The 20,591-nt window shown below is 31.2% G+C and carries 19 protein-coding genes; 3 read left to right on the forward strand and 16 right to left on the reverse strand.

From position 1 onward, the window contains the following. Nucleotides 1–56: 56 nt before the first annotated feature. Nucleotides 57–527 (reverse strand): DUF1810 family protein, encoded by a 471-nt coding sequence (locus B3M86_RS05650; RefSeq protein ID WP_135835150.1) that lies wholly within the window; start codon nucleotides 525–527, stop codon nucleotides 57–59. 63 nt (nucleotides 528–590) lie between these two features. Further along, nucleotides 591–2,363, reverse strand: a complete 1,773-nt coding sequence (argS, locus tag B3M86_RS05655; protein ID WP_286475224.1) for an arginine--tRNA ligase — start codon at nucleotides 2,361–2,363, stop codon at nucleotides 591–593. Between the two features lie 110 nt (nucleotides 2,364–2,473). Here argS and B3M86_RS05660 point away from each other — a divergent pair, with 110 nt between their 5' ends. Then, the gene (locus B3M86_RS05660) at nucleotides 2,474–3,829 is read left to right on the forward strand and encodes a DEAD/DEAH box helicase (RefSeq protein WP_125349811.1); all 1,356 of its coding nucleotides are present in this window, start codon (nucleotides 2,474–2,476) and stop codon (nucleotides 3,827–3,829) included. Between the two features lie 28 nt (nucleotides 3,830–3,857). Here the strand turns inward: B3M86_RS05660 and msrA are convergent, their stop codons facing one another. Then, on the reverse strand, nucleotides 3,858–4,391 hold the full coding sequence (gene msrA / locus B3M86_RS05665; protein WP_291076314.1) for a peptide-methionine (S)-S-oxide reductase MsrA: 534 nt from the start codon (nucleotides 4,389–4,391) through the stop codon (nucleotides 3,858–3,860). 170 nt (nucleotides 4,392–4,561) lie between these two features. Here msrA and B3M86_RS05670 point away from each other — a divergent pair, with 170 nt between their 5' ends. Further along, nucleotides 4,562–4,852 carry a hypothetical protein gene (locus B3M86_RS05670; RefSeq protein ID WP_291076316.1) on the forward strand — a complete coding sequence of 97 codons (291 nt, stop codon included), beginning with the start codon at nucleotides 4,562–4,564 and terminating at the stop codon, nucleotides 4,850–4,852. On the opposite strand, the gene B3M86_RS05675 is transcribed toward B3M86_RS05670, so the two are convergent. From B3M86_RS05675 to B3M86_RS05690, 4 genes are all read right to left on the reverse strand, one after another. Next, nucleotides 4,839–5,252, reverse strand: coding sequence for a hypothetical protein (locus tag B3M86_RS05675; RefSeq protein ID WP_291076317.1), 414 nt, complete (start codon nucleotides 5,250–5,252; stop codon nucleotides 4,839–4,841). The two genes, B3M86_RS05670 and B3M86_RS05675, sit on opposite strands and share 14 nt — an antisense overlap. 206 nt (nucleotides 5,253–5,458) lie before the next feature. Then, nucleotides 5,459–5,662, reverse strand: coding sequence for a hypothetical protein (locus B3M86_RS05680; protein WP_291076319.1), 204 nt, complete (start codon nucleotides 5,660–5,662; stop codon nucleotides 5,459–5,461). 3 nt (nucleotides 5,663–5,665) lie between these two features. Continuing rightward, nucleotides 5,666–6,052 (reverse strand): hypothetical protein, encoded by a 387-nt coding sequence (locus B3M86_RS05685; RefSeq protein WP_291076321.1) that lies wholly within the window; start codon nucleotides 6,050–6,052, stop codon nucleotides 5,666–5,668. Nucleotides 6,053–6,129: 77 nt separating this feature from the next. Further along, nucleotides 6,130–6,444 carry a hypothetical protein gene (locus B3M86_RS05690; RefSeq protein WP_291076323.1) on the reverse strand — a complete coding sequence of 105 codons (315 nt, stop codon included), beginning with the start codon at nucleotides 6,442–6,444 and terminating at the stop codon, nucleotides 6,130–6,132. 185 nt (nucleotides 6,445–6,629) lie between these two features. Here B3M86_RS05690 and B3M86_RS05695 point away from each other — a divergent pair, with 185 nt between their 5' ends. Further along, complete coding sequence (locus tag B3M86_RS05695) at nucleotides 6,630–6,833, forward strand: hypothetical protein (RefSeq protein WP_291076325.1); 204 nt, start codon at nucleotides 6,630–6,632, stop codon at nucleotides 6,831–6,833. 33 nt (nucleotides 6,834–6,866) lie between these two features. Here B3M86_RS05695 and B3M86_RS05700 read toward each other — a convergent pair whose 3' ends face one another. From B3M86_RS05700 to B3M86_RS05740, 9 genes are all read right to left on the reverse strand, one after another. Then, nucleotides 6,867–7,433 carry a hypothetical protein gene (locus tag B3M86_RS05700; RefSeq protein ID WP_291076327.1) on the reverse strand — a complete coding sequence of 189 codons (567 nt, stop codon included), beginning with the start codon at nucleotides 7,431–7,433 and terminating at the stop codon, nucleotides 6,867–6,869. A gap of 3 nt (nucleotides 7,434–7,436) precedes the next feature. Beyond that, nucleotides 7,437–7,937 carry a M15 family metallopeptidase gene (locus B3M86_RS05705; protein WP_291076329.1) on the reverse strand — a complete coding sequence of 167 codons (501 nt, stop codon included), beginning with the start codon at nucleotides 7,935–7,937 and terminating at the stop codon, nucleotides 7,437–7,439. A 2-nt stretch (nucleotides 7,938–7,939) separates the two neighbouring features. After that, nucleotides 7,940–8,410: a phage holin family protein gene (locus B3M86_RS05710; RefSeq protein ID WP_291076331.1), complete on the reverse strand. Its 471-nt coding sequence runs from the start codon at nucleotides 8,408–8,410 to the stop codon at nucleotides 7,940–7,942. Between the two features lie 97 nt (nucleotides 8,411–8,507). Next, the gene (locus B3M86_RS05715) at nucleotides 8,508–8,813 is read right to left on the reverse strand and encodes a hypothetical protein (RefSeq protein ID WP_291076333.1); all 306 of its coding nucleotides are present in this window, start codon (nucleotides 8,811–8,813) and stop codon (nucleotides 8,508–8,510) included. A gap of 18 nt (nucleotides 8,814–8,831) precedes the next feature. Further along, nucleotides 8,832–14,375: a phage tail protein gene (locus tag B3M86_RS05720; RefSeq protein ID WP_291076335.1), complete on the reverse strand. Its 5,544-nt coding sequence runs from the start codon at nucleotides 14,373–14,375 to the stop codon at nucleotides 8,832–8,834. Next, nucleotides 14,360–14,998, reverse strand: coding sequence for a hypothetical protein (locus B3M86_RS05725; RefSeq protein ID WP_291076337.1), 639 nt, complete (start codon nucleotides 14,996–14,998; stop codon nucleotides 14,360–14,362). Before B3M86_RS05725 ends, B3M86_RS05720 begins: the two co-directional genes overlap by 16 nt. After that, entirely contained in the window at nucleotides 14,995–15,534 is a 540-nt protein-coding gene (locus tag B3M86_RS05730; protein WP_291078985.1) for a hypothetical protein, read from the reverse strand. The genes B3M86_RS05725 and B3M86_RS05730 overlap by 4 nt, the downstream gene beginning before the upstream one ends. Beyond that, a complete protein-coding gene (locus B3M86_RS05735; RefSeq protein ID WP_291076341.1) occupies nucleotides 15,509–20,368 on the reverse strand; it encodes a tape measure protein in 4,860 nt (1,619 codons plus the stop codon). The genes B3M86_RS05730 and B3M86_RS05735 overlap by 26 nt, the downstream gene beginning before the upstream one ends. Beyond that, a complete protein-coding gene (locus B3M86_RS05740; RefSeq protein WP_291076343.1) occupies nucleotides 20,368–20,589 on the reverse strand; it encodes a hypothetical protein in 222 nt (73 codons plus the stop codon). The genes B3M86_RS05735 and B3M86_RS05740 overlap by 1 nt, the downstream gene beginning before the upstream one ends. Nucleotides 20,590–20,591 lie beyond the last annotated feature (2 nt).

Here is a 20,591-nt window from a genome sequence, read left to right on the forward strand (position 1 = left end):
ACAAAATTTTGGACAGTGTCTAAATAAAAAATCTCGAGCAAATGCTCGAGATTTTTTTATTTATTCATTTGTTTCAATATACTTAATGTTTTTTTATCGACTTGATCTGCATAAAAAAACTTCAAAACATCTTTGATAATTTTTTCTTTCGGAACTATAAAGTTGAATAAAGTCAAACTTGATTTCAGTTTCATTGCATCATTTTTTCCGAAAATTAATTGCGGAATTACGCCTTTATGTTGCATTAATAATACAGATAAAACTTCTAAATAATTTCCCCAAAGTTCTTCATCTTTCACAAAAGCTCTCGCCTCTTCTTTTGAAGAAATCGAAAATTCTAATGACGAATCACTCGAACCTAATCCAACTAATTGAGGAAACATAAAAACAATCCAATTCGTTTGTTTTTTTCCTGCATGAACTTCCATTAAGATTTCATCATACACAAAACTTTGCGCATCGTGAAATCGTTTCAAATTAAATTTATCGTGAGGATCTTTTTGTTTCAGTAAATCTCCTATTTTCATATTGTAAAGTTAAAAAAATACCTCACCAAATTGATGAGGCATTTTATTTATTTTATAAGTCGATTACATTCTTTCTGGAACACCAATTCCTAATAAACGTAACGAATTCTGAATTGTATTTGCAACCCATTGAGAAAGATATAAACGGAAATTTTTCACGTTTTCATCTTCATTTTTCAAGATTGGATTGTTTTGGTAGAATGAATTAAATAATTTAACTAATTCATACACATAATTCGCAATCAAAGCAGGGCTCATTTCTGTTGCTGCTTTTTCTATCGTATCTTCGAAATCGTATAATGCACGAATAATTTCTTTTTCTGCATCATTCAATTCTATTGCATTTGCATCAAATTCTTTTGGGGATTCTTTTCTCAATAATGACTGAATACGCGCAAAAGTATATTGAATAAAAGGTCCTGTATTTCCATTAAAATCAACAGATTCTTTCGGATCGAATAAAATACGTTTCTTAGGATCTACTTTCAAAATGTAATATTTCAAAGCACCCATCGCAATTGTTTCGTACAACTCAGCTTTTTCATCATCAGACATTCCGTCTAATTTCCCTAATTCTTCAGAAATCTCTTTTGCTGTATTATAAACTTCTTGCATCAAATCATCTGCATCTACAACTGTTCCTTCACGAGATTTCATTTTTCCGTTTGGTAAATCAACCATTCCGTAAGACAAGTGATGTAAAGCATCAGCCCAAGAATAACCTAATTTTTTCAAGATTAAGAACAAAACTTTGAAGTGATAATCTTGCTCATTTCCTACAACATACGTTAATTCTTCTAACGTTGGATTATTTTTGAAACGCTCTACTGCAGTTCCTAAATCTTGTGTGATATAAACCGAAGTTCCGTCTGAACGTAAAACTAATTTTTCATCCAAACCTTCTGCAGTCAAATCAATCCAAACAGAACCATCTTCTCTTTTGTAGAAAACACCTTTGTTTAAACCATCTTCAACAATATCTTTTCCTAAAATGTAGGTATTCGATTCGTATAAATATTCGTCAAAAGCAACACCAAGACGTTTGTACGTTTTAGCGAAACCATCATACACCCAACCGTTCATTTTTTGCCAAAGCTCAATAACTTTTGGTTCATGTGCTTCCCATTGACGCAGCATTTCTTGTGCTTCTAAGAAAATTGGAGCTTCTTTTTTCGCTTCGTCTTCCGTTTTTCCTTGCGCTTCTAATTCTTTGATTTCTTGACGATAATGTTTGTCAAATTCCACATAATATTTTCCAACCAAATGGTCGCCTTTCATATTTGCAGATTCTGGTGTTTCACCATTTCCAAATTTTTCCCAAGCAATCATAGATTTACAAATGTGAATCCCACGATCATTAATAATTTGTGTTTTAATCACATTATTTCCTGCTGCTTCAATGATTTGAGAAACCGAAAATCCTAACAAATTATTACGGACATGTCCTAAATGCAAAGGTTTGTTTGTATTTGGCGATGAATATTCTACCATTACCGTTCTCGAATTTTCATCAACTTTTGTAATTCCAAAAGTTGAATTTTGAGCATTTTGAGTAAAATTTTCTAAAAATTCTACTGAACTTAAACTCATATTCAAGAAACCTTTTACAACATTAAACGCTGTAATTTTATTATTTTCAACCAAATTTTCACCGATTTTAGCACCGATTTCTTCTGGTTTACCTTTCAAAGTTCTGATTAATGGGAAAACAACCAATGTATAATCACCTTCAAACTCTTTCCTTGTAAACTGAATTTCAACAGATTCAGGGTTAATTTGATAAACGTTTTGAATCGCTTCTAAAACATTCTGCGTGATGTATTGTTTTAAACTCATTTTTATTCCTTTTTACTTAATCGAAATGCAAAAGTACGAAGTTTCAACGAATTTGAACGGATTGCACATTGAGTTTTTAAGAAGTCATCAAGAAAACTTATCTTTGCAAAATGAAAGCTACATTCGCGGATTTCGAATTAACAAAACAATTGAGTTCGGCTTTAGAAAAGTTGAATATCACAACCCCAACTCCAATTCAAGAAAAATCATTCAAACCGATTCTTTCTGGACGAGATATAATGGGAATTGCCCAAACAGGTACAGGTAAAACAATGGCTTACTTATTACCCTTGTTGAATACTTATCAATACTCTAAAACGAATCAACCAAAGATTGTTATTTTGGTTCCGACACGCGAATTAGTTGTTCAGGTTACCGATATTTTAGAGCAATTAACAGAGTTTATCAATGTTCGTGTTTTAGGAATTTATGGTGGTGTAAACATCAATACTCAAAAATTATTGGTGTATGAAGGCGTTGATATTTTGGTTGGAACACCAGGTCGTGTTTTAGATTTGGCGATAGACAATGTATTATCATTCAAAGAAATGAAGAAATTAGTGGTTGACGAATTTGACGAAATGTTGAGTTTAGGTTTTCGTCCGCAACTGATTCATTTATTTACAATGATGAGCGAAAAACGTCAAAACATTTTATTTTCTGCTACGATGACAGATCAAGTAGATGATATGTTACACGAATATTTCAAAAATCCTATTGAAATTTCCTTAGCTCGTTCAGGAACACCATTAGAAAAAATCACTCAATTGGCTATTCCAGTTGAGAATTTCAATACAAAATTGAATTTAATTGTTCATCAATTAGGAGACAAAGCAAAATTTGAGAAAGTTTTAATTTTCGCAAACAATAAAAAACATGCTGATTTAATCTTTAATCATTTAGATGAAATTTATCCAGATGAATTTGGAGTAATTCATTCTAACAAATCTCAAAATTATCGTTTGAGAACAATGGAAGCCTTTACCAGAGATGAATACCGAGGAATTATCACGACAGATATTATGGCTCGTGGTTTGGATATTCCTGATGTTACGCATGTTATCAATTTCGAAATTCCAGAAATTCCAGAACAATATATTCACCGAATTGGGCGTACAGGACGTGCGGATAAAAAAGGAGAAGCGATTTCTTATTTTTCTGAAAAGGAAATTGAACGTTTAGATGCTATTGAAGCATTGATGGATAAAGAGATTAACGAACTTCCTTTTCCTGAAGAGGACGTAAAAATAAATCCTGTAAAACGTGAATTTGAGAAAGATGTTGTAAAAATGAAACAACTTACAACTGTAAAAATTGAAGAACGTGGTGCAGCATTTCACGAGAAAAAAGATAAAAATAAAAAGGTGAATTTAGGTGGTCCTACAAAACGTAAACCACCAAAATCTAAACCTAAAAACCGTGGTCAGCAAAAACAGAAAGCGAAAGCACGTAAAAAAGGAAAATAAAATGAAAGCGACCAATTGGTCGCTTTTCTTATTTTAAAATCTGTTTGAATTTAGATTTAAATTTTGCAATTTTTGGTCCAACAACTGCCGAACAATATGGCTGATCTGGATTTTCATTGTAATAACCTTGATGATAATCTTCGGCTGGCCAAAATTTATCTAAAGGCTCTATTGTTGTAACGAATTTATCTTCATACAAAGTTCCGTTATCAAACTCTTTTAACGATTCTTCCGCTTGCTTTTTTTGTTCTTCTGATGTGTAAAAAATACTCGAACGATATTGTGTACCAACATCGTTTCCTTGTCTATTTAACTGTGTTGGATTATGTATATTCCAAAAAATTTCTAATAATTCTTTGTACGAAATCACTTCATTGTCAAAAGTAATTTCAACAACTTCCGCATGATTTGTATCTGTATCACAAACCTGACGATAAGTAGGATTTTCTACATTACCTCCTGCAAATCCAGAGATAGCTTGTTCTACTCCATTTATCGAATTAAAAATTCCTTCCACACACCAAAAACAACCAGCTCCTAAAACTGCTATTTCAACTCCCATTATTAAAGACTTTTAAATTTAAAACTAACTTTTGTAAAATTATTTGCACAAATTTTGCACAAAATAAACTTTTTCAATAAACACAAAACGTTCAGAAATCTCTTTCCAAACGCTTAACAAAAGTACGCTTATTTTTGATTTATTAATTAAATTTTTAAGATATTTAATGTATGATTTCGAATTCTGATTTAGATAAAATTTACTCGTTATTAAAATGGATTGAACCAAGATCAAGTGAAAACATCCAGATATGGATAAAAGATCGTGATGTAATGTCTAATCATATTTATAAAGTTGAGAAATTTGGAAAGATCAAAATGATTTTCTTTCAAGTTGAAAATCTTTCAGAAGCCAACTTTAAGAAAATATATAAGAAACGCAAAGAGTTAATTCATCTTGATTTTACTTTAAAAAATAAAGGAGATAAATGGATTTTGATATGGCAACCTAAATCGAATTAACAATTTTATTCATTTCATTAATTACATAATATTTATTTTCTTCGACATCTGCAATTCCAATAGGATAATAATTTTTATATAAAATTTTGAACCATTCCTTTTGATAGCCCTCTTTTAAATTATTTAATTCTTCAACTTTGAATTTTATAAATTCTTTCCACTCATCCAATTCATTACAAAATGGATTGTGGGCCATGAAAAGTAAATCTGGAATAGTAGAAATAAAGTAATCTGCTAATTCTGAAGATTCATAAGGAGTGAAATATTCTTCATCGTAATACAGAACTATATCAGTTTTAAATCTCTTATTAAAGTCTTCTAAATTCAATGAGACAACTCTAATATTTGTTTCTTCCTCATAATCGTAGAAAGTTGAATCCGATTTAATAATGTTATTCATTTTAAGTATTTAAAACCGAATAATAGAATAATATTTTGTAAATTTAAGAATCTTTTGCTTAAGGAAGATTTAAGGTTTGTAAAAAAAAGCACAGAAAGGCATTATTGTAGTTCTGTGCTTTTAGTAATTTATAAAACTCATCTCCGCAGTGGACCAAGCGAAAATTTTGGAATATAACCCCGAAACTTAGCTAGATTATTATTGTTTTATATGTTTTCTTCAATTAACTTATCAAGTTCAAAACCGGTTGCTTTACAGATTTTAATAAATTTATCTAAAGGAACAACACGATTATCATAGATATATGATCTAATTGTTCGATCTGGAATATCAACAAATTTTGCAAATTCAGCGACAGACTTCCAATTGGTTTTCTTTTCGAAAATTAAATTAACGTAGTTTATCTCCATAATTTAATTTTTTTTATCCTCCATTATCAGATAAGTCTTGTAATAATCCCAAGCTTCATCAATTAATTTTTCTTCTGTCATTGGTTCAGTGCCATTTTGAAGATGCACAATCTCATTATTAGATTCAATTAATTTTACATTATTTTGAACAAAAACCAATAAATATTCTTCTTCTGATTTAAAATGATCAGAGAAGTATAAAAATGATTTCTGAAATTGTTCCATTGGATAAGCTATCTGAATATCATCTAAAGGAATAATTTCTATTAAGGACAAATATTCTGGACAATAAATAAATTGTCTATTATCGTGTAAAAAATCACCTGTTTTCGGTTCGTTTTCGCAATGAATGAATTTTGGTATAGAAATTTGTTCTAAATTTGTTCCCATATTTCTAATATTTATAAATTAATTGTTAGAGATTATTTTGATAAATGAAGCTCCCGTTTTAGGGAGCTTCTATTTTTTTAATTAACTACAATTGAATCTTCTAATTGTTTCGTAGTGTATGGAAAAGACACTGTTTTGTTTGAATAATCAACTTTACCTAATCCAAACTGAGCATCAGTTATAATAGTTGCTTTATAACTTTTGAAAAGTCCTTTTATTTTCTTTAAAGCTTCTTGCGCTTCCTCTTTGTTTTTAAAATGCCCTACAATTTTGTCCTGCATTTTTGAAAAACGCGCAAATGAAAACATTTTATTAATTTCATTTAAATCTCTTGATGTAGCTTTTCCTGTTTCTGCATTTAAAACAATCCAACTTACTTGATACTTAGTCATAATTCCTAATTTTAATTGTTATTACTTTGATAATTTTGATAGTGTAAAAGTACAACGAGTTTTTTAATTATGCAACATCTTGCATAATTATTTTGAAAGAAATATGTTATTTGTATATTTTCCAAATAACATTGAATTGCACTGATCAAATAAAATATATTATTAACTTAGTAAAAATCAACACTATGAAATATATTTATCTTTTACCATTACTTCTATTTTCTTGCAATAATAAAAAAGAAAAGGATAGACAACTAATTGAGTTTAATCAAAAACTCAATGAAAAAAATAAACAAATTCAAAGGCGAAATAGAAAAATTAAATATCTGGAAGATGAATTATCAAATTGTAAGTTGAATTATGAAGCTTTAGACAAGGCAACAGATTGAAAAAAGTGGTCAGATTTGACCACTTTAAATTTATCATTTCTTTAGCTTCGGCAATCCAAATTTCCATAGTAGGATTAAAGTTAAAACAACTGCAATTGTTATAATTATAGTAGAATTGAATGAAGGACCAAAACTTTTGTTTTGTTTGTCTTTATCAACTTTCGATTTTGATTCGTCTACTTTATTTTGCTTTACTTCATTTTTCTGAATGTTTGAATTCTCTTTAAATATTTTATCTACTTTATTATTCGCAGTTGAATCTTTTTTATTTGTTTCAGTTTTCTGATTGATAGATCCTTTCCCTTTAGCTGTAAATCCATTTTCAGTAAACTTAAATTCGAATTCATCATCATTAGATAGTCCATTAAAAGAAATATCTAACTTCTGCTTAAAATCGCTCCATTGACTTTGAAAAGAATTATCGATTTTATTCAGTTTATCAATTTTAGAGATAGAATCAAACTTATTCAGCTGGAACTCTTCCTTTGAAAAACTTTCCTTGTGCTTTTCAACTGTACTTTTCGAAGTCCTACATCCGTAAGAGATTACGACAAGAAAAAGAGCTAAGAAACATAGTACATTACCTATAAATGTTTTCATAGATTAAAAATTAGATGGTAAAATTGGATAAGATAATCCGTTATATAATTGATTTTTTAAACCTTTGAAATAAGACCAGCTTAGACCTTTAGAATATTCTAAATGCGGAGCGTCTTTGAAAGATTTAAAATCACCGCCCCAAGTAAATCCTTTTGATTTGAAATAGTTTGCAACTCTCTTCCAGTATTCATTAACTGTAAAATCAGCTGTTTCAAAAGTTCCGTTATCATCTAAATCTCGTAAAATCACAAAATCAAATGCAAGTCCGTAATTATGGATAGACTGCCCTCCTTTCGCATTTGTAATTATCGAACCTTTCTTAGTTCTTCCTTGAGCATACAAGTCGTTTTGCTCCTGAACTGATCTATAAACATGAGTAATTCGTAATCGGTATCCTTTTGGAAGTAACTTATTATTTGCTTCCAAATACCATTCTTTCAACTTAGCACGCAAAAGTGGATGAAAAGTTGCAATTCTATCTAAACTAATTTGATCGTAATACATAACTACAATATTTCTTTTTGACGTTTTAATTTATTTACTTCGACTTTACGTTGTTCTTCTTGACTAAAGCTATACATAGGATTAGATTTTAATTGAAGTGTTAATAATCGGTGAAAAGGGATAATAAAGACTTTTGAAAATGTTGAAGTCTTATCAATTGCGATGGCGTTCTCGAGTATTGAAGTTAATTCGATGTAAATCATTAGAATAATCACTCCATTTTGCAACCAATTCGAATAATCTTTGAAGAATTGATTAGACTGATCAAATCTCATTAGATTTAAAATAAATATTACAACAATAATTGCTGAGCAGTATTGAATGATTTTCTTAACTGTTTTCCGAAAAGCTTCTGAACTTCGATTTACTTTCAAAAATTTAGCTTTCATAAAGCCAGTCATAAAGTCCATTGCCATTAAAAAAGTTAAGGCGACGAATAATATCCAATCAGGATAAATAAAAATTTGATTCATTGTTACATTGTTAAATAAGGCGCTAACAATGTTTTGTAAAACTAAATAAACAAAATGGGGTTTTTGTAGTTAATTTTTAAAAGATAGAACTTAGTTACTACTCAGCTTCAGTAATAAATCCTTCAATAATTGTATTGCTTGATTCTGTGATGTGGTCAACTAAAGTTCCTAAATCCTCAATAGGTTTAATTGCTTTAAAGTCTAATTGTCCAATTTCAGCTAAATAACTACCTGATAAAATTTTATCATTTTCAGCATCTACTCGACAAAGATTAAAAGAAATTGCCTTTGGTTTTTGTCCGTTAGAATAGTTAAACGAATAAGTTACTTTGTAAGTTTCTGAGATAATTTCTGAAAGAATCTCAGTCGTTGAGCGTTGCTCTAATTTGAATTGAGTTGTCATTTTTTTTTTAAATTAATGTTATTTATTCGCTATATCCCTGTCTGTAAACTGTATGCTTTGATTTTTAGTCACTTTTCCATTTTCAATGTAATAAAGAAAATATACAATCGTCTTAATTGGAGGAATCTCGCCATTTGAAGGCTCTTGGTCCATATCTATCTCCCCAACTTGCAACCCATACCAACCATTTGGAATGTTTGATGTTCTTGAATTATTCACTGTTTTATATCCAATTAAGTTTGCATATTGAGCGTTATCGGGGTGAGTCCCGTTTTGATACTCAAATGATGTATAATTACTTGATGCTATATATCTTCTAAAGTTACTTACAACCACAATTGACATTCGATTAACCACAGCAGTTTTAGCGCTTGCTACATCTAACGTACTACTACTTTGATTTATATTAATCATAGGTGTATTTGTCCAACTTTCTGGAATATACGCAACGTTTACTAAACCTCTATTTGGCGATAATTCCCAAAGTTTCATGCCTTGTTCGTGATAACCGTCCATAATAAACTTTCCATTACTCAATCCGAATCTAAATGCTATATTTCCGTTTGGATGAAAAAATTGCATTGTTCCATCATCTAAAGTATTCCAAGCTGCTTTATCTCTATTCTGAGCAGTACCTCCAGCCCATAACCTTACCGATTTTGAACCAGCTTCATTTAATCCCGATATACCTGCATTAGATTGAGATTCTGAACCAACCATTAAAACACCCGTACCAATTACATTACCATTAACTGTTGTGTTTAAAAATGATGTAATTTGATTAATACGTGCAATTGAACTATTTAAGTTATTGATATTATTTGCGTTATTATTGATTCCTTGTTTAATCTTATCATTAATAGCAACAAGTAAAGCTATATTTTGGTCGTAATAAGCTTTAAATTTCGCTCTGAAAACATCACCTACAATTGGACTATCAACTGAAATATCAACTAATAACGGCGTGATATAATTAAATAAATCATTGTAAGCATTAGTTAAATTAGTTGTTGAGACTCCATTACTAATACCTAAACTATAATTACTTGTATATTCAGATTTAATTCTATTCCACTCATTTGATATTTGTTGTTTCTCACTTGCAGATAAAATGTTATCATTTGAAATATCAATAACTTTTTGATTAGCTTGTTCAGCTAATTGCTTAGCTTGTTCAATGCTCGATTCCACATCTTCAGGTGCTGGAGTCCAATCGGTGGCTTTGTTGCCAAATTCAACTTTTGGGTTTTTATAATTTATAATTAAATTCGGTGTGTTATTACCACCTAAACCAAACAAAAAGGCGTTACCATCGTTGTTAAGAATTTTTAAAGTAATAGATTTTCTTGTCCATTGATTAGCTTTTAAGTTAAATGTACCTAAAGCAATATTATTAGGATAATGAGGCATATAGTTTAATAAAACTTCAGCATCATAAGAAACTTTCAAGTCAATACTAAAAGTAACTTCATCACCTAAATTAAAACCAGTTGATTGATTAAAAAAAGCGTAAGAGTTCCAATTGTTATTTGTATTATGAACTTGAACTTCTCCTTTCACTGAGTTATTACTATTTTGATGGTCATTTCCTGAAGAAATAACACTTTGCGAATTTAAAATCAAATTCCTCCCACCAATCTGAATGTTATTAACCAATCCTTGTGCATGTTGTTTTGCTGCTTCCATTTTCGCAGTCGCATCAGCTATCGCTCGCGCTTCTTCCTCATCTACAATACCATCAGCATAGGCATTGGACGCAATTTTAGCTAAATTTGCTTGTGCATCTGCATATGCTTTGGCAGCGGCTAAATTATCTTGCATTTGTTGGATGCGTTGTTGCTCCTCTGCTGTTATTTGACCGTCTGCGTACGCTTCTAATTGTGTACGAAGCAAATTATCTTGAGCCGCAGCGTAAACTTTAGTAGCTTCAGCTTTAGCAGTCGCATCGTCAATTGCTCTTTGTTCAGCAGCTGTAACTTTACCATCAGCATAAGCTTCTGTTTGAATACGTTTTAATTCATCTTGCGCATCAGAATAAGCTTTTGAAGCATTAATACTATCTGTTTTGGATTTCAAAATGTTAGCTTCTACATCTTCTGGAGCTGGCGTCCAATCCGTTGCTTTGTTGCCTTTTTCGAGTTTCAAGTCATACAATATAAACGCATTGTTTAACCATTGTGCACTCGATGAGCTGTAACCAAAATTATAAAAAACGATGTTTGCGTCGTTTTGTGAAGCGGTAAATACTTCTGTATGTGTTTTTACCTGCTCAATATTTTCGGTATTGAAATTAATGGTTTTATCATAACTACCTGGAAGGTCTTTATTTGTTCTAAACCAAATTTGTCCTGTTTTTCCTGCAAAAGTTTTTACCTTAAAAGATATCGTGTATGTTTTACCAATCTCAAGCGGTGAAGATAAAGCATAAGTAAGGAGAAAGTAATTATTCGTTGGAGTACTGACATCGATTTTATTTCCTGTATCACGAAGTAAATTCCTACCTCCAATCTCAATGTTCTGTGGCATTAAACTCCAAGAATAATCGCTATAATCATCACTTTCAGTTGCAGTAACTTTGTTGTATGCCAAACCTATGTACAACTTATCATCTGGATAATCACTCATTCCCGAAGTAGGTGTATCAGCATATTTTACCCAAGTAAACAAAGAACTACCATCAGCCCCAGGAATACCTGGCACACCTTGCGTACCTTGCTCTCCTTTGATTAATGACCAAGAATAATCAGCATAATTAGAACTTTCAGTTTGGATAGTTTTGTTGTAAGCTATACCCATATATAACTTACCTGTTGGATCATCTGACATACCACTTGTCGGAGTTGTTGCATACTTAATCCAAGTGTAAAATTGTTGCCCATCAGCACCTTTAACTCCAGGTACACCTTGATTACCTTGTTCTCCTTTAATTAAAGCCCAAGTATAGTCACTTGCTGTATTACTCTCAATTGATGTAGTTTTATTATAAGCTAAACCTATATGGGTTTTTCCATCAGGGAAATCTGACATATTAGAACCATTAGCATCAGTTGCATATTTTACCCAAGTGTACAATTGTATCCCATCTTTACCATCAGCGCCAGGAATACCCGGTACACCATCTTCACCTTTAAATTTTGCCCAAGTGTACGAAGTGTTTGAAGTTGGCGCTTCCGAATTCGTAGTCGTAACGATACCAATATAAGCTGTATTTGCTTGTGGTGTTGTAGTCATAGAACTACCGTCACTATTAGCAGAATATCTTATATGAACGTATTGAGTTTGACCATCTTCACCCTTGTCGCCCTTAATACCTTGAATACCTACAATTCTAATAGTATTACTCCAAGCACCATCGCCTTTTTTCTGACGCATAAAAACATCATCATATAAGAACGTTGAATGCCAATCTATTCCGTTTTGAGAGTATTCGATATAAATCTCTTGATTAGTAATAGCTTCTTCAACACTTTTACCGTTAGTAAACGTGAATTTTCCTTTAAATTCGCCACTATCTAAGTCAAAATAAGTACTACCATCATTTGACTCAATTCTACCTGTTTTTATAAATCTTCCCGAAACTGTTGTAAAACCGTACATTAAAGAAATTTCACGTGCTTTTACATCTTCTGAGTAAGTGTTTACAATTCCGATTAAGAAATAATAAGAACTCCCTTGATCAACTACGTACTGCGTTTCCGTTATTTCAATTACACCTATATTATTTGACTTGTTGCATTTTGCGTACAAATAATATGGTTTATTCGCTTCTAAATCCTTCTGACCTCCTTGTATTTGCCACTCAACTATATTGTCAGAAATAGTAAAATGAACGAGTTTACAAGTAGACCATCTTATTTTATTTGGATTCCCTTCAAAATTAGGTTCGAAAAATGAATCGATAAGGTTAAATTGCATTGACTTAGCACCTACTTGCAGGTGAGTTGTTTCGATTGAGTTTGGTTTAATTTTATCCGTATAATAATCGCCTTCAACATCAAAAACCATATTTAAAACCTCTTGTGCATCTTTCCAATTACGGCGAGCTTTTGCAGGATTATTAAGGTTATTTATCTTGATAATGTTTTTAATCGTATTGATTTCTCCTGGAATAGTCCCACTTAAAAAGTTTGTGACTTTTGAATCTGAAAGCGTTAATTTATAATCAAATGGATTTCTTAAATCTCTTTCAATTGATTTAATTCTGATATAGCGATTAATATCAAAATCTTCATCAACAACTTTGATAAAATCACCAATTGAGAAGAATTTCGTAACAGTATTATTTAAAATTCTTTGAAGATGCAAGGTGTCAACATCTAATAAATATTGAATATTTGGCTCTAGCTTATCAGATAAATGCTCTGTTCCTTTTTCAAATAGTTCTGCTTCTGCGTTATCAATATAAACTTGTGGCATTTGAATATCTAAAATAACATACTCATCACCAATGCCAATTCTGAACGCATCACTATCTTTTGAAGGAAATTCATATCCATTTTCATCTGCAAATTTGACAATATGAAATTCTTTTGTTTCGTGATTGTAGTCGTGAATTTCTAATTCATAACCTGCTAAATCTCCTGTATTAAAATGAATTTTTGCATTTACTCCATTTAAAAGATATTTAGTTCCGTTTTCATCTCTTTCTTTTAAATCAAAATCCATTGATATATCAGAAAACTTGTAAGGCGATTCTGAATTTATAGAGGTTACCTTCCCTTTACGTCTTGGATAAATATCATCAAAGATTTTAGTAGATTCGTAAATCCCATATTTAGCAACTGCTTGAGCGTTTTCAATGAATGAATTAGATTTATTTTTATCTTTTAAAACAAGGCGATTTGCGCGGTAATCAGTACCTAAATTCTTGTCTGAGCCATAAACCTTTAATCGAGTAACAATATCGCTTGCGTCAACTTTTTCGCGTGTCAACGTGTAAAGTCCTTTTTGAAATCCAACTTTAAACTCCAAAGGAATTTCATTTCCGACTTGCTTAAAGTTTAAAATATTAACTCCGTTATTATCTGTTTTAATGATAAAATCAGTATCATATTCATCGCATAACATTTGAAGAGCAGCCAAACAATTTTCCTCTTCTGAAAAAGTAATAGTTTTCGTTTCTGTTTCAGTTGGAATTTCACCTAAAACCCATTTACCAGGAAAAACACGATTAATATTTTCAATTAAAATAGTAGCGAATAATTCTAAATCAGCAGTTAATGTTTCTCCATAAATCGCCGAGCCTGTTGTATCAATATTTACATCATAAGAAGCGCGTCTTAAATCAAACATAGCTCCTTCAAATGTCATTGAGAATTGAAAATCATTTGAGCTATTTTTAAAATATCGAGGAATCTGATTTAACGTATATTTTTGACCTAAATAATGAAACGAATCGCCAATTGTAAAATTGATAAATTCACGACTGATAATTTCAACATTGATAACGTCATTACTTCTTAATTCAGTTGATTGGATGATTGAAGTAATAAAACTTCCTTTGTTTTTATCCTCAAGTAAATACTCCGAGTTATCTGAGCGCTTAACTAAAATTTGTTCCATAAAACATCTGCATTTGAGTTAAACGTTGTGATCGCATCTAAATCACCTAAAATCATTGGATAGAAAATATCTGTAGTTAGATAAGTATGAGAATAAGTTTCGATTGCTGGTGAAGTATATTCTTCGGTCCCGTCTCCCCAATTAATTACTAAAACCTTATTAGATTTTAAAGTAATGGTTGCTGTTTTTTGAGTTGATTTCAAAATACGCTTAACAGGCATATTTTCAATTAGCTTTAATTTGAAAGTACCTACTGCATTAGAATCATCATAATACAATTTATTTTCAGCAGTATCTTGTCTGAAAACTTGATATTCCATTCTTAATTCACCAGCGATAACCGATAATCTTCGAGATCCTTTTTGATCTAAAACATTATAGAAATCATTGTATTTTTCAATACATTCTTTCAATGAATTAGCGGGAATAAAGCAATCAATTGTAATAGATTTAGAATTGTGATATCGTGATTGCAAATCGATATCATATCCGTGTTCATCACTCCAATCCTTCTTTTGATTTTCTTTTATAGAAGCTTTATCAAATAAGTTTGAAGAATCTGAAACATAAACATTGTAATTTTTAAAGGGTATATTGTCAAGTAAATAAATTACAGGAATCATCTATACGTTTTAAAATCTTTATTTGAAATTTTCACATAACTATCATCGTTACTTTCAAAAGTAACTTTAGCGCCTTTATAGCAATTAACGCGAACGTTAGCTTTGTCGCTTGCTTCTATTTCTAACTGAACATTGTCAAAAATATCAATCATAACAAACGCACTATCTCTTACGACTAACCGAGCTTTCACATTGTCTCGCAAATACATCTGAGTAACTGAAAATTCATCAGCTAAATAGTTTAATCTTGAATCACCAAGACAAACAATATCTCTGTTATTATGTAAATCAACTGAATCATCAAGGAAAATTCCTTTATGTTCCATTTTTCCTTTTAAATTTCTACGCATAAAATCATTTGATAAAAATTCTGACGAAAAAGAAAAATCTATTCCTTTGATGTACATATCAAGTAACTCATCCAAAGTTTGGGCGTTTTCCATTTTAACCGCCCATTCTTCGCATATTTCGTTTTGTTTTGCTCTTTTTAGAGCTTCTATTTTTATATTATTAAAATCCATATGCTCGTCCTGCATTATCTATTCTGTTAATTAATTTTTCTAAAAGTGGTAAAACACTTCTTGTGTTGTAGTCTATGTTCGCTAATCTGTCCAAACTATTTAGGAGTATTTTGTTCGAATCAATATTAATGGTTACAAGTTCCTTTTGAAGAATACGAATAGCATTAAATTGACCTAATAAAGCATTGCCTGTTTCTTCCGACATCCCTTTAATTGCTCCAGCCATTGCTGTTTCGTTTGGATCAATAATATCCTTAAACAAGTCGGAATACTGATCTAACATTCCTGTAAAGTTTTGGGATATTTCTTTGATTTTATCCTTGAACGCCTGCTGTTCTTCTGGAGATAATCCATTAAAATTGAAATTACCTTCATCGTCGCCGCCCATATCTTTGTAGAGTTTATCAAGCGCAGCTTGTAATTGCTTCTCTAAGAATTGTTTTTTAAGTTGATTTAAAACAGCATTCTTTAAAACATTGTTTGCAACCTCAGCGAATGCCTTTGCCGCATCTTCACCTTTTCCAAATGCTTCGACAAGAGCATCACCTAATTCAGTGGCTAAATCCTTTGCATTCGTCTGTACAACATCTTCTGCGATTTCCTCAAGTAAATCTTGAATAGTTTTTTTAGAATCTCTCAGAGCATCTTCCCACTCTTTAATTTTTCCAGCATCCTTTTTCTTTTTCCCTTTTTCTAGCTCAATCATTTTTTGATATTCAATCTGTTGTTGTTTCAGATTTTCAATCATTTGTTTTTGACCTGAATAAACATCGGAACCGAGTGCGCGTTTGGCAGCATCTTCTAAATCTTTATAGGAATTTGTTAAGTCGTCAACAGCAGCTTTATGCTTATTTATTTCTTTCTGTTTTTTCTTGTCCTTAGAGAAAATATTAGATAATAAATTAGCTATTTTAGTGGCTATTTGAATTACTGCTGAAATAATTGCAAGGATTACAGATGCTCTTTCAACTCCTTTAATACCTTCTGTAGTCATTTGGGATACAGCTAAAACACTTGAACCAATACTTAGAACTGTTTGTGTAGTTTCCATTGCGCTACTAGCTGTCTCTCCAAGAAATTCTTTTAAAACTCCTGCTGAATCAATAGCATCATTGATAAAATCAAAAGTTCCTGTTAAAGATTTAGCTACTCTATTCCATTTAGTAGTTATACCTTCAGTACTTGAATTTGTTTCCTCTTCCGCTCCTTTAAATAAGTCTGCTAAACCTACAGCTAAAGAACCAAAAGGATTTTTCTCAATCACTAAATTTTTAGCTTGGTTCAATTGTTTTAGAATAACTTTTAAATCAATTGGGTTAAACTTCCCTTTTAATAAATTAAACTTCCCTTCTATTTGTTTTATTAAATTATCAATTTGTTGGAAAGTCATTTCATCCATATTAGAGAATAACATTGCCCACTCTTCAGAGTTCATTAACTGATCTTTTACAATACTTGAAGTATCATCAGAAGCTTGCTTTTTAATCTGAGCATCCTTGGCTTTTTTGATATCATCTAAAGCTTTAATTTCATCAAGTTTACCTTGTTCAATTAATGCTTTTTTCTGATTTTCATAATAAGTTTGATTCGTCAATAAATCAGCCTTCATTTTATCATCAATAGCTTTTATCTTATCCTCATATGATTGATATTCAGAAATTAGTTTATTATAATCAACGTTATTTGTAATATTCTTTGTTTCTGAATTACGTTTTGACTCAACCTGTTCAATAGCGACTTCTATTTTAGTTTTTTCAACTTCATCTTTAGCTGTTTTTAGCTTTTCTTTTAAAAGATTGATTTGCTCATCATACTTTTTATTGATTGCGTCTAATGGATTAAACTCTTCTGTTAAAGTTTTGATTAAATCTTTTGCAGCATCGTCTGCCTTTTTGATATTCTCAATCTCCTTTTCGTCAAGAAATTTTAATTTATCGATACTTATCTGATCAGTATTTCCTTGTAGTTTTAATTTTTCTTCTTGTATTTTACCAAGAACCTCTAAAAGATTTTCCGATTCAGAAATAGAGTTTTCAATCCCTTCTTTGAATTTATCAAATGCGTTATAATCGATAACTTTAACTAATTCATCATTGATAAATCGAAGTTGTTTTACTTGTAATGCCGATTTGTTTGAAGTCTCTACAAGTTGTTTTTGTAATCTTCTTAAAAACTCCTCGTAAGTTGCTCCACTTTTAGAAAGTGATTCATATTGAATTTTACCAGAATTCTTTAAAACCAAATCATCTGAATTCATATAATCAACAAAACGCTCGTAATCTTCCTTTACAGATTCGATTTGCTTCTTGTATATCTCAAATGGATCATCGGATTTTTTTGATGGCTTAATGGATTTTGGAGTTTTAGTTTTATCTGTTTTAGTTTTTGTTGTATCCCAAGTTTTTAAAGCTTGAGTAGCCCCATCAATTACTTTTTGTAAATCTTGCCATTCCTTTGTTCCTTTTTTACTGATACCAAGATTTTTTTGATCTTTTATAGCCTGTTCTTGTATCGCTTTCCAATCATCATAATTTCTTTCACCATATGACTTTCCGAGTGCCTTTGAAGTGTCCTTACTTAAACCATCTAACATACTTTTCCAGCTGCTCATTCTTGATGTGATATAATCGATATTTGAAGCTGTATTAGATAGGCTTAAAGTCCAAATATTAGTTGCGATGTTAGCAGAATTTAAATAACTTGTCCCTTCTGCTAAACTATCATTTACTCTATTTGATAAGTTTACATTGTCTTCATGTTTTTTTATTAATTCTGTTAAATATTGAATTTGCTCTTGCTTATTCATAGAAGCAAGTTTATTAGCAATATTAATATCTTCTTGAGTGTATAGTTGCTGTTCTAAAAGCTGTCCAGTTTTCTCTAATTCGTCTGATAATCTTTTCTGCTCCCATAAGTTAATCTCTTCTTTTAGTGAGTCGTTTAATTCGTCAATTCTATTTTTTAAATCATAAATGGATTTATCAATTTGAATGTTTTTATACGATTCAATCTCTTTGTTAACCTTGCTCTGAGCGTCAGCTACGGACATTAATTTAACCTCTTCAATAGATAATCCTTCAAAAGATTGCGTTCTTAAATTGATTAAATTAGAATAAGCTTGTATTTGTTCACTTTGTGTTTTTGTTGAGTCTTTAATTGTTTGTATGTAACTATTTAATTTTTGAGTGATTGATTCTAAATCATTAGAATTTTTTTGTTGAGATTCGTTAAATCTATCTTGTGCATCTTTAGCTCCGTTGATATTATCAGACAAAAAGTAAATTGCAGAAGCTAAACCAACCACGCCAACAGTAATTAAGACAATCGGATTTGCTAACAATGAAGCGTTAAATGCATCATTGGCAATAGTAGCTAATTCAGTTGCTGCAATATTTAATCTTTGTGAAAATGTTAGTCGTGTTGTAGCTGCAGTATCTAAATTTTTTGTAGCAATACCAACAGCTTGTTTTTTTGATTGCAAATCTTGTACATTACTATTTAAAGTCTTGCTTGCTGTATTTGTTTTTTCAGCAACTGTATTATATTCAATACTTGCAGTTTCTATATCTTTAGATAATGCGTTCCTTTTAGCAGTTGCTGCTTCAAGATTTGATAAAGCTTCATTTTCTTTTTTAACCCAATGAGAACCTTTATAAGCGTCGTATTGTTTTTGAGCTGCCGCAACTTCTATATCTGCCGCATCTCTAGCAGAATGGGCAGCATTTAATTTTTCAAATGCTTTAGATTTATCTATCTGTAAAGCGTTTAAATTTTCTCTTGATGCTTTTACAACCGCTCTTGAAGCTATTTCTTCTGCTTTTGCACTTGCTAATTTTGCATTTGCATAATCATATTCAGCTACAATCTTTCTTGCTGTAAAAGATTGATTTTCTCTTAAGTTATCTACAGTATTTTTAAGCATTGATGCTTCTGTAGTTTGAAGAGTATGTGCAGCAAATAACGCTGCCTTGTACGCTCCGTAAGTTGTAATTAAAACCCCTAAAACATTACCAATTTCCTTATAATTCTCAACAACACTCGAAGCACCACTAATCACAGACGTTACAAAACCTTGAGAATCTTTACCAATACTATTAAACATCTGCTCAATCTCATCTTCTAGTTTAGCTATTTGTCCAGGAATAGTTTTAGATTGTTCTTCCATCATGTTGTAGAACAATCCGCCTTGAGATGTTAATTGCTCAAGGACTTTTTCTACTTCTTTAAAACCAACTTTTCCCTCAGAAACCATATCAGCAACAGCAGATTGTGCTATTCCCATATTTTTGGCAATCATAGCAATCATAGGAACCCCAGCCTCCGTAAATTGACGCAAATCATCCCCCATTAAACGACCTTTTGCTCTTACTTGTCCGTAAACTAAAATTAAACGAGACATAGGAACCCCAAGTCCGCTCGAAATATCTCCAAGCATTGAAAGAGTTTCAGTTAGCTTTTCCGCTTCAACTTGGTATGTTAAAAGTTGTTTCGCTCCTTGTGAAACCTCGCTAAATTGCATAGGTGTGTTCTTTGCAAGCTCAACCATTTCTTGCATCAATGCATTTCCTTTTTCACGAGATTGAAGCATGGTATTAAAAGCAATTTCTGTTTGCTCAAATTCTCCGCGAATCTTAACCATTTGAGTGACAAAATCGCGCGCCATATCAATTGTTAGAAACGCTGTAACTCCTTTAGCTAAATCGTTAACAGATATTAATGATTGATTAAAATTCATTTGTAAATGAGCATTAAAATCTGTTACACCTCGATTTGATTGTCGAAGTGCATTTAAAAATTTCTGGTTATCTAAATCTTGGGTAAATCCTATTCTTCCGTTACTTATATCCATTAGCTTTTAAACATTTTAAGAATATCATCTGCATTTTGCTCTGTTATTTTTACTGCTTTTTTTGTTTGAGTACTTGTATTTTCGTCATCGTCGTAATCATAAGAAGGTAAATCTGCCATCAATCGAATTACTTTTGACCAAGGGATTTGATTTTCTAAATAATCAAGTGTCCAACTGAAATGTGCGCAAATGGAAGCTCTCGTTCCGTAAGTGCTTTTCATTC

The organism is Empedobacter sp. UBA6305, assembly GCF_002440405.1.
Classification (GTDB): domain Bacteria; phylum Bacteroidota; class Bacteroidia; order Flavobacteriales; family Weeksellaceae; genus Empedobacter; species Empedobacter falsenii_B.

Bases quoted from the DNA above. Each gene is read 5' to 3' on its own strand.
- B3M86_RS05650 (WP_135835150.1), bottom strand. From the start codon at position 527: ATGAAAATAGGAGATTTACTGAAACAAAAAGATCCTCACGATAAATTT.
- argS (WP_286475224.1), bottom strand. From the start codon at position 2,363: ATGAGTTTAAAACAATACATCACGCAGAATGTTTTAGAAGCGATTCAA.
- B3M86_RS05660 (WP_125349811.1), top strand. From the start codon at position 2,474: ATGAAAGCTACATTCGCGGATTTCGAATTAACAAAACAATTGAGTTCG.
- msrA (WP_291076314.1), bottom strand. From the start codon at position 4,391: ATGGGAGTTGAAATAGCAGTTTTAGGAGCTGGTTGTTTTTGGTGTGTG.
- B3M86_RS05670 (WP_291076316.1), top strand. From the start codon at position 4,562: ATGATTTCGAATTCTGATTTAGATAAAATTTACTCGTTATTAAAATGG.
- B3M86_RS05675 (WP_291076317.1), bottom strand. From the start codon at position 5,252: ATGAATAACATTATTAAATCGGATTCAACTTTCTACGATTATGAGGAA.
- B3M86_RS05680 (WP_291076319.1), bottom strand. From the start codon at position 5,662: ATGGAGATAAACTACGTTAATTTAATTTTCGAAAAGAAAACCAATTGG.
- B3M86_RS05685 (WP_291076321.1), bottom strand. From the start codon at position 6,052: ATGGGAACAAATTTAGAACAAATTTCTATACCAAAATTCATTCATTGC.
- B3M86_RS05690 (WP_291076323.1), bottom strand. From the start codon at position 6,444: ATGACTAAGTATCAAGTAAGTTGGATTGTTTTAAATGCAGAAACAGGA.
- B3M86_RS05695 (WP_291076325.1), top strand. From the start codon at position 6,630: ATGAAATATATTTATCTTTTACCATTACTTCTATTTTCTTGCAATAAT.
- B3M86_RS05700 (WP_291076327.1), bottom strand. From the start codon at position 7,433: ATGAAAACATTTATAGGTAATGTACTATGTTTCTTAGCTCTTTTTCTT.
- B3M86_RS05705 (WP_291076329.1), bottom strand. From the start codon at position 7,937: ATGTATTACGATCAAATTAGTTTAGATAGAATTGCAACTTTTCATCCA.
- B3M86_RS05710 (WP_291076331.1), bottom strand. From the start codon at position 8,410: ATGAATCAAATTTTTATTTATCCTGATTGGATATTATTCGTCGCCTTA.
- B3M86_RS05715 (WP_291076333.1), bottom strand. From the start codon at position 8,813: ATGACAACTCAATTCAAATTAGAGCAACGCTCAACGACTGAGATTCTT.
- B3M86_RS05720 (WP_291076335.1), bottom strand. From the start codon at position 14,375: ATGGAACAAATTTTAGTTAAGCGCTCAGATAACTCGGAGTATTTACTT.
- B3M86_RS05725 (WP_291076337.1), bottom strand. From the start codon at position 14,998: ATGATTCCTGTAATTTATTTACTTGACAATATACCCTTTAAAAATTAC.
- B3M86_RS05730 (WP_291078985.1), bottom strand. From the start codon at position 15,534: ATGCAGGACGAGCATATGGATTTTAATAATATAAAAATAGAAGCTCTA.
- B3M86_RS05735 (WP_291076341.1), bottom strand. From the start codon at position 20,368: ATGGATATAAGTAACGGAAGAATAGGATTTACCCAAGATTTAGATAAC.
- B3M86_RS05740 (WP_291076343.1), bottom strand. From the start codon at position 20,589: ATGAAAAGCACTTACGGAACGAGAGCTTCCATTTGCGCACATTTCAGT.